13 protein-coding genes, 1 tRNA gene and 1 pseudogene are annotated in these 13,066 nt (G+C 65.0%); 10 read left to right on the top strand and 5 right to left on the bottom strand.

All coding sequences use genetic code 11. The features are described from left to right. Positions 1-1,238: pseudogene (locus ASG79_RS10845) on the bottom strand (pyruvate dehydrogenase (acetyl-transferring), homodimeric type); the annotation flags it as partial. A 551-nt stretch (positions 1,239-1,789) separates the two neighbouring features. Between ASG79_RS10845 and ASG79_RS10840 the strand changes: the two are divergent. The 8 genes from ASG79_RS10840 (at position 1,790) to ASG79_RS10805 (ending at position 7,427) form a co-directional block, all read left to right on the top strand. Next, entirely contained in the window at positions 1,790-2,209 is a 420-nt protein-coding gene (locus ASG79_RS10840) for a DUF3052 domain-containing protein (RefSeq protein WP_026265808.1), read from the top strand. Then, positions 2,206-2,700, top strand: coding sequence for a peroxiredoxin (locus ASG79_RS10835; protein ID WP_056390768.1), 495 nt, complete (start codon positions 2,206-2,208; stop codon positions 2,698-2,700). The genes ASG79_RS10840 and ASG79_RS10835 overlap by 4 nt, the downstream gene beginning before the upstream one ends. A gap of 6 nt (positions 2,701-2,706) precedes the next feature. After that, the gene (locus ASG79_RS10830; RefSeq protein ID WP_056390765.1) at positions 2,707-3,627 is read left to right on the top strand and encodes an NAD-dependent protein deacetylase; all 921 of its coding nucleotides are present in this window, start codon (positions 2,707-2,709) and stop codon (positions 3,625-3,627) included. Positions 3,628-3,731: 104 nt separating this feature from the next. Further along, positions 3,732-3,807, top strand: a tRNA-Val gene (locus tag ASG79_RS10825). Between the two features lie 111 nt (positions 3,808-3,918). Further along, positions 3,919-4,197 (top strand): hypothetical protein, encoded by a 279-nt coding sequence (locus tag ASG79_RS10820; protein WP_082581725.1) that lies wholly within the window; start codon positions 3,919-3,921, stop codon positions 4,195-4,197. Between the two features lie 451 nt (positions 4,198-4,648). Further along, complete coding sequence (locus ASG79_RS10815; RefSeq protein ID WP_056390876.1) at positions 4,649-5,578, top strand: NAD(P)-dependent oxidoreductase; 930 nt, start codon at positions 4,649-4,651, stop codon at positions 5,576-5,578. Further along, entirely contained in the window at positions 5,575-6,345 is a 771-nt protein-coding gene (locus tag ASG79_RS10810; protein ID WP_056390760.1) for an SDR family oxidoreductase, read from the top strand. The genes ASG79_RS10815 and ASG79_RS10810 overlap by 4 nt, the downstream gene beginning before the upstream one ends. Further along, on the top strand, positions 6,345-7,427 hold the full coding sequence (locus ASG79_RS10805) for an L-idonate 5-dehydrogenase (RefSeq protein ID WP_056390754.1): 1,083 nt from the start codon (positions 6,345-6,347) through the stop codon (positions 7,425-7,427). The genes ASG79_RS10810 and ASG79_RS10805 overlap by 1 nt, the downstream gene beginning before the upstream one ends. On the opposite strand, the gene ASG79_RS10800 is transcribed toward ASG79_RS10805, so the two are convergent. Further along, positions 7,408-8,133: a FadR/GntR family transcriptional regulator gene (locus tag ASG79_RS10800; RefSeq protein ID WP_056390751.1), complete on the bottom strand. Its 726-nt coding sequence runs from the start codon at positions 8,131-8,133 to the stop codon at positions 7,408-7,410. The two genes, ASG79_RS10805 and ASG79_RS10800, sit on opposite strands and share 20 nt — an antisense overlap. A gap of 231 nt (positions 8,134-8,364) precedes the next feature. Here ASG79_RS10800 and gndA point away from each other — a divergent pair, with 231 nt between their 5' ends. After that, a complete protein-coding gene (gene gndA, locus ASG79_RS10795) occupies positions 8,365-9,804 on the top strand; it encodes an NADP-dependent phosphogluconate dehydrogenase (RefSeq protein WP_018769515.1) in 1,440 nt (479 codons plus the stop codon). Between the two features lie 79 nt (positions 9,805-9,883). Here gndA and epsC read toward each other — a convergent pair whose 3' ends face one another. The 3 genes from epsC to msrA form a co-directional block, all read right to left on the bottom strand. Further along, a complete protein-coding gene (gene epsC, locus ASG79_RS10790) occupies positions 9,884-10,468 on the bottom strand; it encodes a serine O-acetyltransferase EpsC (protein WP_018769514.1) in 585 nt (194 codons plus the stop codon). Positions 10,469-10,507: 39 nt separating this feature from the next. After that, a complete protein-coding gene (gene cysK / locus ASG79_RS10785) occupies positions 10,508-11,443 on the bottom strand; it encodes a cysteine synthase A (RefSeq protein WP_056390873.1) in 936 nt (311 codons plus the stop codon). Between the two features lie 64 nt (positions 11,444-11,507). After that, positions 11,508-12,032, bottom strand: coding sequence for a peptide-methionine (S)-S-oxide reductase MsrA (gene msrA, locus ASG79_RS10780; protein WP_056390749.1), 525 nt, complete (start codon positions 12,030-12,032; stop codon positions 11,508-11,510). A gap of 99 nt (positions 12,033-12,131) precedes the next feature. On the opposite strand from msrA, the gene ASG79_RS10775 reads away from it, so the two are divergent. Beyond that, on the top strand, positions 12,132-13,055 hold the full coding sequence (locus tag ASG79_RS10775) for a Nif3-like dinuclear metal center hexameric protein (RefSeq protein WP_200831090.1): 924 nt from the start codon (positions 12,132-12,134) through the stop codon (positions 13,053-13,055). Positions 13,056-13,066: the final 11 nt, after the last annotated feature.

Below are 13,066 nucleotides of genomic sequence, written 5' to 3'. Positions count from 1 at the left end.
CGCGGTCCCAGGCCGTAGCCCTTGACGGTGTGGGCGAGGATGACGGTGGGTTTGCCCTTGAATTCGGTGGCGGCTTTGTAGGCTGCGTAGACCTTGCGGTAGTCGTGGCCGCCGCGTTTGAGGTTCCAGATCTGGTCGTCGGTGAGGTCCGCGACGAGGTCTTTGGTCTGCGGGGTTTTGCCGAAGAAGTGTTCGCGGACGAACCCGCCGGATTCGGCTTTGTAGGTCTGGTAGTCCCCGTCGACGGTTTCGTTCATGATTTTCACCAGGGACCCGTCGGTGTCGCGGGTGAGCAGGTCATCCCATTCCCGGCCCCAGACGACCTTGATCACGTTCCAGCCCGCGCCGCGGAAGAACGCTTCGAGTTCCTGCATGATCTTGCCGTTGCCGCGCACCGGCCCGTCCAGGCGCTGGAGGTTGCAGTTGATSACGAAGTTCAGGTTGTCCAGGTTTTCGTTCGCCGCCAGCTGCAGCAGGCCGCGGGATTCGGGTTCGTCCATTTCGCCGTCGCCCAGGAACGCCCAGACCTGCTGGTCSGAGGTGTCTTTCAGGCCCCGGTTGTGCAGGTACCGGTTGTTCTGSGCCTGGTAGATCGCGTTCATCGGGCCGATGCCCATGGACACGGTGGGGAATTCCCAGAAGTGCGGCATCAGGCGCGGGTGCGGGTAGGAGGACAGGGCRTGGCCCTCGCGGGACTTTTCCTGCCGGAACCCGTCCAGGTCCTCCTCGGAGAGGCGTCCTTCCATGAACGCCCGGGCGTACATGCCGGGGGAGGCGTGGCCCTGGAAGAAGACCTGGTCCCCGCCGCCGGGGTGGTCCTTGCCGCGGAAGAAGTGGTTGAACCCGACCTCGTACAGGGTCGCGGCACCGGCGTAGGTGGAGATGTGCCCGCCGACGCCGATATCGGGCCGCTGCGCCCGGTGGACCATGACCGCAGCGTTCCACCGCATGTAGGCCCGGTACCGGCGCTCGTACTCCTCGTTGCCCGGGAACTGGGCTTCCTGGTCCACCGGGATCGTGTTCACGTAATCGGTGGTGGTCACCATCGGCACCCCGACGCTCTGCGCGCCGGCGCGCTGCAGCAGGCTCCGCATGATGTATTGGGCACGCTCGGTGCCCTGTTCCCTGATCAACGCATCCAGGGACTCAACCCACTCGGCAGTCTCTTCCGGATCACGATCAGGCAGCTGGTTAGTCAACCCGCTGAGGATATGGGAGGTATCTTCTCCTGCAGCCACGNGAGCACGGGCGGGGCAACGCATCCAGGGACTCAACCCACTCGGCAGTCTCTTCCGGATCACGATCAGGCAGCTGGTTAGTCAACCCGCTGAGGATATGGGAGGTATCTTCTCCTGCAGCCACGTCCAACCTCTCTTTGCGCGCATGAATCGGCGCACTCAGGCCAGGCAGGGTGACTGCCCGGCGTACATACGCCGTGTGCGACGTATCGGTTACAACAGCCCGGGCATGTGTGCCGGGCAGCTTCCTAGCGCTCCTATGTCTGCACGGAGTCACAAGGTTGTCGTCCCGCAGCCATAGTTGTCACCAGCCACTCTAGCCCTGACCGCAACGCGATGCGTAGCCGCGGGTCAGGTGCTGCGGTTGTATTTCGTTCGTCATACTGGTTGTGTGACAAAAAGCCCTTGTGACGGGGATGCTGAAGCCGGATGTGACGCAGAATATGCGCAGTCCCGGGGGCGGCAGCTTGAAGCGCAGGCACAAAGGGTGTTGGCTTGGGAGTAATGGAAATCACTATGCACACTGCATATATGAGGTATTGGAGGAACACGTGAGCGAGGCCGACGCCGCCACTTCGGTAAATGTGGCGGAAAAATTGGGTTTCAAGAACGGGGATCTGATTCAGGAGTTCGGTTACGACGACGATGTCGATTTCGACTTGCGTGACGATATTGAGGACCTCACAGGTTCCGAGTTGCTGGACGAGGACGATCACGAGGTGGCGGACGCCGTCATCCTGTGGTGGCGCGACGGCGACGGGGACCTGGTGGACAGCCTGATGGATTCCCTCACTACCCTGAGCGAAAACGGTGTTGTCTGGGTCCTCACCCCCAAGTCAGGCAGGGACGGCTACGTCTCGCCAGCAGACATCCAGGAAGCCGCACCCACCGCCGGCCTGCACGTCACCACCTCAGCGGGAGTCTCGAAGGACTGGAGTGCAACCCGCCTTGTCAGCAGGAAGAACAAATGACGTCAGCGGTTGAGGCCGCTTCCGCAGCTGTTCCTGCACTGGGCGCGGAAGCGCCCGACTTCGAGCTTGCCAACCAGTACGGCGAGCCCGTGACGCTGTCATCCTTCCGGGGGCAGAACGTGGCCCTGGTCTTCTACCCGTTTGCATTCTCGGGGATCTGCACGGGTGAACTGTGCGAGATACGGGACAACCTGGCCACATTCGAGGATTCGAACGCGGTGGTCCTTGCAGTGTCCGTGGACAGCAAGTTCAGCCTCCGGGCCTATGCGGCGCAGGAAGGCTACAGCTTCGACCTCCTTGCCGACTTCTGGCCGCATGGGGCCGTGGCCAGTGCTTACGGTGTGTTCGACGACGTCAGTGGCATGGCCAAGCGCGCCACCTTCATCATCGACGCCGACGGCAGGATCCGTTACAGCGTTGTGAATCCCCGCGGACAGGCCCGGGACTTCGCCGAATACCGCGCGGCCCTGGCGGATCTGAATCAGGCCTGATCGACCATGGCGGAACATCGGCGGGGGACGGGCCTTACCGGCTTTGCCAGCATGCCGCCGGTAGCCCCTGCTCCGCTGTCAGGCGATGACCTCGAGGTGCTGGCCAGGATCCGCGACCTGCTTGCCGGTGCCCCGTTCGCCCTGCTGACGGGCGCGGGCCTGAGCACCGACTCCGGCATTCCGGACTACCGTGGCCCGGACTCGCCGCCGCGGCAGCCCATGACCTACCAGGAGTTTGTCCGGGACGCGGCCAACCGGCGCCGCTACTGGGCCCGGAACCACATCGGGTGGTCCCATATGCGGCACGCGGACCCGAACGTGGGCCACTATTCAGCAGCAGAGCTGGAACGCCGCGGTTACCTCACGGGCCTCATTACCCAGAACGTTGACCGCCTGCACCAGGACGCCGGCAGCTCCAACGTCGTCGATCTGCACGGCCGGTATGACCAGGTGATATGCCTCGACTGCGGGCGGACCTACACCCGGCGCCTCCTGGCCGGTGTTTTCGAGGAACTCAACCCCGGATTCCTGGAACGGGCAGCGGCGTCCGGGTTGGTGGAGATGGCGCCGGATGCTGACGCCACCGTGGAGGACCAGGCCCTCATCAGCAGCTTCGTGGTGCCGGTCTGTCCTGCCTGTGGCGGTACCCTGAAGCCGGACTTCGTCTACTTTGGGGAAAATGTGCCCAAGGACCGGGTGGAACGTTCGTACGCCATGGTGGACGGGGCAGCCGCGCTGGTGGTTGCCGGTTCTTCCCTGACGGTCATGAGCGGTCTTCGGTTTGTGCGGCATGCGGCCAAGGAATCCAAGCCGGTGGTGATCATCAACCGGGGCGCCACCCGTGGTGATGACAAGGCGACCGTCAAGCTTGAAGCCGGCGTCAGCCAGGCGCTGGGCTACCTCGCGGCCGAACTCCCCGCCCTGTAGGGACACCTCAGGCGGTTCGGTGCGCGGATTCGCGTTTCCGGTCCCCTGTCGGGTAGAGTTTATGTTCGTTGGTTGCGGCAGTCCGGCCGGAAACCGCGTGATTTGGGTCTTTAGCTCAGCTGGTAGAGCGCCACGTTTACACCGTGGATGTCATCGGTTCGATCCCGGTAGGACCCACCAAACTACAAACCCGCTGTCCCCGCCTTACCGGCGGGCGGCGGGTTTTTTGCTGCCCGCCCTCCTGCCGTCATTGTCGGACCCTTGCCATACGTTGCAGGAATGGAACATGTCATGGTGCACACAGACAGCAACGGAATACCGACGACGGTGCTGAGCCGGGGCAGGGAATGGGCGGTTGGTGCCGAGCCGGTCAGGTGGTTCGAGCGCATCAACTGGTGGGAAACCAGCCGGCGGATGCCGAAGGGCAACAGTGGTGTGGACGTCGAAGTCCTGCAGCTGCAGGTGCGGCTGGGCAACAACAGCAAGTCAGCGCTGACCACCATGTACCTCCAGCGCGATGGGATCGGCGGAGGCTGGAGGTTACGGGACACGGCAGCGGACGCAGCTTGACGATCAATGCCTGGATACGCAGGCATCACGCCGGCGTTGACTTTCCGGCATTGGAAAACCCTCCACCGCGGCTATTGGGGGATGCCGCGGTGGAGGGCTTGGGATGAATATACCGTGAACTGCTGGAAACAAAAAGTCATGCGCCGTTCGGCTGCTTCACGTTGGATCAGGGCCACGAAAACCGCCGTTCACAGGCCGTCATGGTGGTTGTTGTTCACATGAATGGACACTATGGCACCGCCGGGCGGCGGGTTGGACGTGGAGGATTCGTGGGATCCCTAGGTTCACGGGAAGGTCCTTGAGGATCAGTCGCCCACCAGTGAGGTCCATAAAACCTGCCTCAACCCGGACAGCAGCGGAAACGTAATTCCAAGCACTATGGAGTTCATTATGCTGAATTGTGACTAGGATATTGAACAACTCTTTCCAGCACGACGATGTGAGGCAGATCATGGAGGACAAGCGGGCAGGCTTCGTGGGCCTGGGGCATATGGGTAATTTGATGGCTTCCAATGCCATCGCAGGGGGCTGGCAGGTCAGCGGCTGGAACCGGTCGCCTGAAGCGCTCACCCGGCTGCAGGACCTCGGCGGGTGTGCCGTTGAGCGGGTCGTGGAGATGCGGAACCTCCCCGCCATCGTGTTCATGCTGCCTGACCTGCCACACATAGAGGAAACAGCACATGACCTGCTGGAGAGCTGGAAGCAGAACCCGCCGGCACCGAATACCGTCCTGCTGGTCATGAGCAGCGTTTCGCCCACCGGCGTACAGGAATTCGGGCGGCGCGTCCGGGAGTTCAGTTCCGGCAACGCACGGGTCGTGGATGCACCCGTGAGCGGAGGCACCAAGGGTGCGGCGGACGGCACCCTCGCCATCATGGCAGGCGCGGACGACGAACAGTCCTTCCGCCGCGTTGAGCCCCTGCTGCGGACCATGGGTACCACAGTGCGCCACCTTGGCCCACTGGGCGCGGGCTCACTTGCCAAGGCCTGCAACCAGTTGGTGGTGGGGACCACGACGGCGGCGCTTGCCGAGGCTGCCGAACTTGCCGAACGCTCCGGGCTGGATCCGGCGGCACTGTTCGAGGTCCTGTCCGGCGGCTTGGCCGCGAGCAGGGTCCTGGAGATCGTGGGCCCGCGCCTGGTCAGCAAGGATTACACCCCCACCGGCCCGGCCAAATTCATGCACAAGGACCTTGGGTTTGTGCTGGATGCCGCCGAGGCGGCGGGCGTGGCAACCCCAATGGCAGCGGCCGGCATCGAGCTCTACGCGGAGCTAAGGCGCCAGGGCCTCGGCGACCAGGACCTTGCCGTCGTGCGGCAGGTGGTCTCCAACCTCAGTCAAGGAGCCGCGGGAGCGGCGGAAGGAACAGTTGCACCATGAGTTCTTTGTTTGATTTGACCGGCCGGGTTGCCTTGGTGACGGGGTCCAGCCGGGGGATTGGCAACGCGTTGGCGCGGGCACTGGCCGACGCCGGGGCAACGGTGGTGTTGAACGGTATCAACGGGGAGCGGCTCAAGGATGCCGCGGCGGCGATGGCCGCCGACTACGCTCCGGGCCGGGTTCACAGTGTCGCTTTTGACGTGACGAGCGACGCCGGGGCGGCGCGCGGGGTGGCATGGGTGGAGGAGCATGTGGGGCCGTTGGAGATCCTGGTGAACAATGCAGGGATCCAGCACCGGGTGCCGATGCTGGATTTGGACGTGAAGGATTGGGAACGGGTGATTTCCACGGACCTGACCAGCGCGTTCCTGGTGGGCCGGGAAGCAGCGCGGTACATGATCCCGCGGGGGCGGGGGAAGATCGTCAACATCTGCTCGGTGCAGACGGACCTGGCCCGCCCCACGATCGCGCCGTACATTGCGGCGAAGGGCGGGCTGCGGAACCTGACCCGGGCGATGACGGCGGAGTGGGCCGGGTCCGGGTTGCAGATCAACGGGATCGCGCCGGGCTATATCCATACGGAGATGACGCAGAACCTGGTGGATGATGAGCAGTTCAACTCCTGGATCCTGGGCCGGACCCCGGCCAACCGGTGGGGGACCGTGCAGGACCTGGCCGGGCCGGCCGTGTGGCTGGCCTCGGACGGGTCTGATTTCGTGAACGGGCAGACTATTTTTATCGATGGCGGAATGACGGTGGTGGTCTGATGGCACTGGATACAGCACTCCCCGTGTCCGGCCCGGCCGTGGTGGCGCACGCCGCCAACGATCTGCGGATCGACGAACTGGCCCATACCGCTCCGGCCGCGGATGAGGCGGTGGTCGAGGTGGCGTTCGGCGGGATTTGCGGGTCGGACCTGCACTACTGGCTGCACGGCGCGGCCGGGGAGTCGATCCTGAGGGCGCCGCTGGTGCTGGGCCATGAGATTTCCGGGACGGTGGTCCGGGCCGCGGCTGACGGGACCGGCCCGGCCGCGGGCACTGCGGTGGCGGTCCATCCGGCCACCCCGGGCCCGGGTGCCGCACGTTACCCGGCGGACCGGCCCAACCTGTCCCCGGGCTGCACCTACCTGGGCAGTGCCGCGCGGTTCCCGCACACGGACGGGGCGTTCAGCCGGTACGTGAACCTCCCCACCCGGATGCTCCGGCCCCTGCCCAACGGTGTTGGCCTGCGGACCGCCGCGTTGATCGAGCCGGCCGCCGTGGCCTGGCACGCCGTCTCCCGGGCCGGGGACGTGGCCGGCAAATCGGCGCTCGTGATCGGGTCCGGGCCCATTGGGGCCCTCGCCGTCGCCGTCCTGAAACGCGCCGGCGCGGCCCGGATCACCGCCGTCGACGTGCACCCCACACCACTGGAAATCGCCCAAGCCGTGGGAGCGGACCAGGTGATCACCGCCGGCGATGCGGAGGCGATCGCCGCCGTGGAGGCCGACGTCGTGATTGAATCCTCCGGCAACCACCACGGCCTGGCCTCCGCCATCCAGGGCGCGGCCCGCGGCGGCACCGTGGTGATGGTGGGCCTGCTGCCCACCGGGCCGCAGCCGGTACTGATCTCCCTGGCCATCACCCGCGAACTCGACCTCAAAGGCTCCTTCCGGTTCAACGACGAGATCGATAACGTCATCGCCGCCCTCACCGACAGGACCCTGCACATCGAGCCCGTCATCACCCACGAATACCCCGTGGACAACGCACTGGAAGCCTTCACCATGGCCCGCAACTCCGCCGAATCCGGAAAAGTCCTCCTCAGCTTCGGCCCCCGGAGCGAAGCTACTGTCGAACGGGGATAAACACCCGTGGCTGTTCCGTCCAGGTGTCGGCCATCTGGGACATGGTGCGCCGCATGATCCGGTCAGAGGCTTCGCGCGCGGACGCGGCATCGCCCCTGGCAATCGCTTGCGCCACATCCTCGTGCCACTGGAGGGCGGCCTGGTGCGGGTGGTCGGGCATCAGGCCATGAACGGTGCGGCCTGTCAGGGTCTCGGCCACCTGGCCCATGAGGTTGGCGAACATCTCGTTGCCCGAGCCGGAGAGCAGCAGGGAGTGGAACCGGATGTCCAGTTCCAGGAAGCGTGCAACTTCGCCGTTGTTGCCGGCCTCCCGCATTGCACGGGCAACGTCCACGAGCTCCATCCGCAGCGGTGCAGGGGCATTCTGTGCCGCCAGTTCGGCGGCCGCGGGTTCCACCGCGGCGCGCAGTTCGGCGAGGGAGCGGAGCTGCGCGCCGCGTGCGTCGCTTGCCAGCCGCCACCGGATCACCTGGGGATCGAAAGGATTCCAACGGCTTGCCGGCAGCACACGGATGCCAACCCGCTTGGTGGTTTCCACCAGCCCCAGCGACTGCAGGACCCGCACCGCTTCCCGGATCACCGAGCGGGACACTTTCAGTTCATACTCCAACTGCTCCGCCAGCATGACGTGGCCCGCCGGGAGATCCCCCGAGATAATCCGGGTGCCCAGGTTGTCGATGGCACGGTGGTGGAGGCTGCTGGTCATGCTGCTAAGCCTAGTTGCTGGCCGACGCCCGGTTGTGCGTGCGCCCGCTGCCGCGGTGGTTCGCACGGTGGCCAACCTGAACCGGCACCGAAACAATGGTTCCATTACGCAGCTGTTACTTTCGCGTCACAGCGAGAATATATATGCTTTATTCCGACCCCCTGATCTGCCCCGGTGTCTTCCCGCCTGCGGAAGCCGGCAACCGGGGCAAACAATGAATTGGAGTTATTGATGTCTGCAGCACACATCGGTGTCACCGGCCTCGCCGTCATGGGCGCCAACCTGGCCCGCAACCTGGCCCGCAACGGGTTCACGGTTGCCCTGCACAACAGGTCGGTGGAGAAGACCGACGCGCTGCTGGAGAAGCACGGCTCCGAAGGCGACTTCGTCCGGACCGAGACCCTCCAGGAACTTGTTGATTCCCTGGAAAAGCCCCGCCGGGTGCTCATCATGGTCAAGGCCGGCAAGCCGGTCGATTCCGTCATTGAGCAGCTGGAGCCGCTCCTGGAGCCGGGCGACATCATCATCGACGCCGGCAACTCCCACTACGAGGACACCCGCCGCCGGGAAGCCGCACTGGCCAAGAAGGACCTGCACTTCGTGGGCGTCGGTGTGTCCGGCGGCGAAGAGGGTGCACTGAACGGCCCGTCCATCATGCCCGGCGGTTCCAAGGAGTCCTACAAGGCCCTCGGCCCGCTGCTGGAGAAGATTTCCGCGAAGGTCGACGGCGAGCCCTGCTGCGCCTGGATCGGCACCGACGGCGCCGGCCACTTCGTCAAGATGGTCCACAACGGCATCGAATACGCCGACATGCAGGTTATCGGCGAGGCCTTCGACCTGCTCCGCTCCGGTGCCGGCATCGAGCCCGCCGAACAGGCCAAGATCTTCACCGAATGGAACAAGGGGGAGCTTTCATCCTTCCTGATCGAGATTTCCGCCGAGGTCCTGGGCCACGTGGACGCCAAGACCGGCAAGCCGTTCGTTGACGTCGTCGTCGACGCCGCCGGCCAGAAGGGTACGGGCCGCTGGACCGTCATTTCCGCCCTGGAACTCGGCTCGCCGGTGTCCGGCATCGCCGAATCCGTCTTCGCCCGCGCCCTCTCCTCCCAGGCCGGGCAGCGCAGGCTGGGCCAGGAACTGCTGGCAGGCAACGAGGCCGACGTCGAGATCCCGGAAAGCTTCGTTGAGGACGTTCGCCAGGCGCTCTACGCCTCCAAGCTGGTCTCCTACGCCCAGGGCCTGGACATGCTGACCTCGGCCGCCAAGGAATACGGCTGGGAACTGAAGCTGGACGAGATCGCCTCCCTGTGGCGCGCCGGCTGCATCATCCGCGCCGAGCTCCTCAAGGACATCACCAAGGCCTACGCCGCGGACCAGAAGCCGGCCAACCTGCTGTTCGCCCCGGCATTCACCAAGGCCATTGCAGACGCCCTGCCGGCGTGGCGCCGCGTTGTTGCCACCGCCGTCCAGCTCGGCATCCCGGTGCCGGTGTTCTCCTCATCGCTGGCGTACTACGACGGCCTGCGCCGCAAGCGCGTGGCCGCCGCCCTGATCCAGGGCCAGCGCGACCTCTTCGGTGCACACACCTACGGCCGCATCGACACCGAGGGAACCTTCCACACCCTCTGGGGCGAGGACAAGTCCGAAGTTGAAGCGGTGGACACCCACTAGCAGCTGCCGCCGCATGACAAAGGCGGGCAGTTTCCCGGTTCTCCGGGAAACTGCCCGCCTTTTGCTGTGCCTGGTACTTCTAGATCCGGTACTCGATGTCGTATTCGGCCGGATCGACGGCGGGCTTGGTTTCCCGCTGCGCGTCCCGGTGCCTCCATTTGGCCGGAACACCGGTAACGATCGATTCCGGCGGCGCATCCTTCACCACCACGGCGTTGGCGCCGACGGCACTGTCCCGGCCGATGGTGATGGGCCCCAGGATTTTGGCTCCGGCACCGATGGTGACCCGGTCACCGATGGTGGGGTGGCGTTTGATCCGGGCAAGTGAGCGACCACCGAGCGTGACGCCGTGATAGATCATCACGTCCTCGCCGATCTCGGCTGTCTCGCCAATGACCACACCCATGCCATGGTCAATGAAGAAACGACGTCCGATCGTGGCACCCGGATGGATCTCAATACCGGTCCAGGACCGGCCCAGCTGGGACAGCAGGCGCGCCGGGAAGCGAAGCGACGGGTTCTGCCACATGCGGTGCGTCAGCCGGTGGATCCAGATGGCATGCAGGCCGGAATAGGCGAAAAAGTTCTCAAAAGAACCTCGAGCCGCCGGGTCGTGGGACCGGGCGGCGTCGAGGTCTTCCTTCAGTCTTGCGAAAAAGCCCACAAAGTTCTTTCTACAGGAAACGGGCGGACGGCGGGCTGATCAGCCGCGGATGTCGTCATAGAGCACGGTGGAGATGTAACGCTCACCGAAGTCGCAAACGACCGCCACGATCAGCTTGCCGGCATTTTCCGGACGCTTGGCCAGTTCCAGCGCGGCCCAGACGATGGCGCCGGAGGAGATGCCGCCCAGGATGCCTTCCTTGATGCCCAGTTCGCGCGCAACGCGGACCGAGTCCTCCAGGTTCGCGTCAATAACCTCGTCGTAGACGCTGGTGTCCAGCAGCTCCGGGATGAAGTTGGCGCCCAGTCCCTGGATCTTGTGCGGGCCGGGGGCGCCGCCGTTCAGGATGGGGGAGTCCTTGGGTTCCACCGCCACGATCTGTACGCCGGGCTTGCGTTCCTTCAGGACCTGCCCGACGCCGGTGATGGTTCCACCGGTGCCAACGCCGGCCACGAAGATGTCCACGCCTCCGTCGGTGTCTTCCCAGACTTCCTCGGCGGTGGTCCTGCGGTGGATCTCCGGGTTGGCTTCGTTGGCGAACTGCTGGGCCCAAATGGAGTTCTCGGTGTTGGCCACGATTTCCTGGGCCTTTTCCACGGCTCCGCGCATGCCCTCGGATCCCGGGGTCAGGACGATCTCGGCACCGAAGGCGCGCAGCATGACCCGGCGCTCGGTGGACATGGTCTCAGGCATGGTGAGGATGACCTTGTACCCGCGGGCGGCACCCACCATGGCGAGGGCGATGCCCGTGTTGCCGGAGGTGCCTTCGACGATGGTGCCGCCGGGCTTCAGGGCGCCCGATTTTTCCGCGGCGTCGATGATGGCAACGCCGATGCGGTCCTTGACGCTGTTGGCCGGGTTGTAGAACTCCAGCTTCACGGCAACGGTGGCGTCCAGCCCCTCGCTGAGCCGGTTCAGCCGGACCAGTGGGGTCCCGCCCACCAGTTGCGTCACATCGTCATAGATCCGTGCCATGTACATACGCCTATCTCTAAGGGGTGAATACTGAGGTCAGCCTAACGAGGCCGCGTAACGGAGGCTAAGCGTTAAGCCATGCAGAGTAATATTTCCGGGCCTTGGCCAGCTTGGGGTTGATGATCACCTGGCAATACCCCTGCTCCGGGTGTTTGGCGTAGTAATCCTGATGGAATTCCTCCGCCACGTGGAACCGCGGCAGGCGGCTGACCTCGGTGACAATGGGATGCGCCCACAGCGCCTGGTTGCGTTCGATGGCTTCCTCGAACAGGATCTTCTCCTCCGTGGTCTCGTAGAACATCGAGGAACGGTACTGGGTGCCCACGTCGTATCCCTGCCGGTTCAGCGTGGTGGGGTCATGAAGGGCGAAGAACATGTCAAGGACAACTTCCGCGGGGATAACCTCCTCGTCGAAGGTCACCGCCACCACCTCCGCGTGGCCAGTGGTTCCACTGCAGACCGAGTAGTAGTCCGGATGGGGATCGTGGCCGCCGGTGTAGCCGGACACCACCGAGGTGACACCCCGTGTCTTCTGGTAGACGGCGTCAAGGCACCAGAAGCAACCTCCGCCAAGAACAAAAGTTTTCATGACCTCTTCAATGGTTGACGGCCCGGGATCATTCCCTGCCGGCCCCGCGCCATGCCGCAAACTGCGGCGGCCGCAAGCCGATGGGGTAAAACTAAGACTATGGAACCTGTGGACACCGACGTTACCGGCCAGGCAGATCACGACGGCGAAGCCTCCTCCGACACGCCGGCTCCGGCCGGTTCCGCGGACGCTCCCACTTTGGCCGAACTGCTCCTGGCAGTTGAGGAACTGTGGCCGGAGTCCCTGGCGGAAAACTGGGACGAGGTAGGGCTCGTGGCAGGCCACCCGTCCGCCGCCGTCACCAAGGTGATGTTTGCGGTTGATCCCACGCTGGAGGTCATCGAGGAAGCCGTTGAGTGGGGAGCCGAACTGCTCATCACCCACCACCCCCTCCTGCTGAAGGGCGTCACGTCGGTCGCCGCCACGTCGGCGAAGGGCCGGGCAGTCCACCGGCTCATCGAGTCGGGAACGGCACTGCTGACCGTGCACACCAACGGCGACTCCGCCGTCGGAGGCGTTTCCGATGTCCTGGCCGACGCCCTGGGGCTCCAGGACGTCGCCCCGCTCACGGTGGCAGCCAACGGGCTCCCGGAGGAAGGCATTGGCCGCGTGGGCGACCTGGCGGATGCCATGAGCCTGGGCGACTTCGCGGCCCGGGTGTTTGGAATTCTTCCGTCAGTGGCCGGGGGAGTGCGGGTCTCCGGCGACAAGGACGGACTGGTGCGGCGCATCGCGGTGTGCGGCGGTGCCGGCGATTCGCTGTTCAATGAGGTGCGCGCCAGCAACGCCGACGTCTACGTCACCGCGGACCTTCGCCACCACCCGGCATCCGAGGCGCGCGAAGCCGCCCTCAACGGACGGCCGTACCTGGTGGACGTGTCGCACTTCGCCAGTGAATGGCTTTGGCTGCCTGCGGCCGCGGCCGCCCTGGGCAACGTCCTGGCTGACCAGGGACACGAGGTGGAGATCCAGGTCAGCACCACCAACAGCGACCCCTGGGACTTCATCCTCACGCCGGGCTAGGCAGCAGCCCG

Source organism: Arthrobacter sp. Soil761, assembly GCF_001428325.1.
Classification (GTDB): Bacteria; Actinomycetota; Actinomycetes; order Actinomycetales; family Micrococcaceae; genus Arthrobacter.
Note: the sequence above shows the minus strand (reverse complement) of the source record. Positions and strands in the feature narration are given on the sequence as shown.

What these genes read in the sequence shown, in the direction of transcription:
- ASG79_RS10835 (WP_056390768.1), top strand. Translation starts at nt 2,206, where the DNA reads ATGACGTCAGCGGTTGAGGCCGCTTCCGCAGCTGTTCCTGCACTGGGC.
- ASG79_RS10830 (WP_056390765.1), top strand. Translation starts at nt 2,707, where the DNA reads ATGGCGGAACATCGGCGGGGGACGGGCCTTACCGGCTTTGCCAGCATG.
- ASG79_RS10820 (WP_082581725.1), top strand. Translation starts at nt 3,919, where the DNA reads ATGGTGCACACAGACAGCAACGGAATACCGACGACGGTGCTGAGCCGG.
- ASG79_RS10815 (WP_056390876.1), top strand. Translation starts at nt 4,649, where the DNA reads ATGGAGGACAAGCGGGCAGGCTTCGTGGGCCTGGGGCATATGGGTAAT.
- ASG79_RS10810 (WP_056390760.1), top strand. Translation starts at nt 5,575, where the DNA reads ATGAGTTCTTTGTTTGATTTGACCGGCCGGGTTGCCTTGGTGACGGGG.
- ASG79_RS10805 (WP_056390754.1), top strand. Translation starts at nt 6,345, where the DNA reads ATGGCACTGGATACAGCACTCCCCGTGTCCGGCCCGGCCGTGGTGGCG.
- ASG79_RS10800 (WP_056390751.1), bottom strand. Translation starts at nt 8,133, where the DNA reads ATGACCAGCAGCCTCCACCACCGTGCCATCGACAACCTGGGCACCCGG.
- gndA (WP_018769515.1), top strand. Translation starts at nt 8,365, where the DNA reads ATGTCTGCAGCACACATCGGTGTCACCGGCCTCGCCGTCATGGGCGCC.
- cysK (WP_056390873.1), bottom strand. Translation starts at nt 11,443, where the DNA reads ATGGCACGGATCTATGACGATGTGACGCAACTGGTGGGCGGGACCCCA.
- msrA (WP_056390749.1), bottom strand. Translation starts at nt 12,032, where the DNA reads ATGAAAACTTTTGTTCTTGGCGGAGGTTGCTTCTGGTGCCTTGACGCC.
- ASG79_RS10775 (WP_200831090.1), top strand. Translation starts at nt 12,132, where the DNA reads ATGGAACCTGTGGACACCGACGTTACCGGCCAGGCAGATCACGACGGC.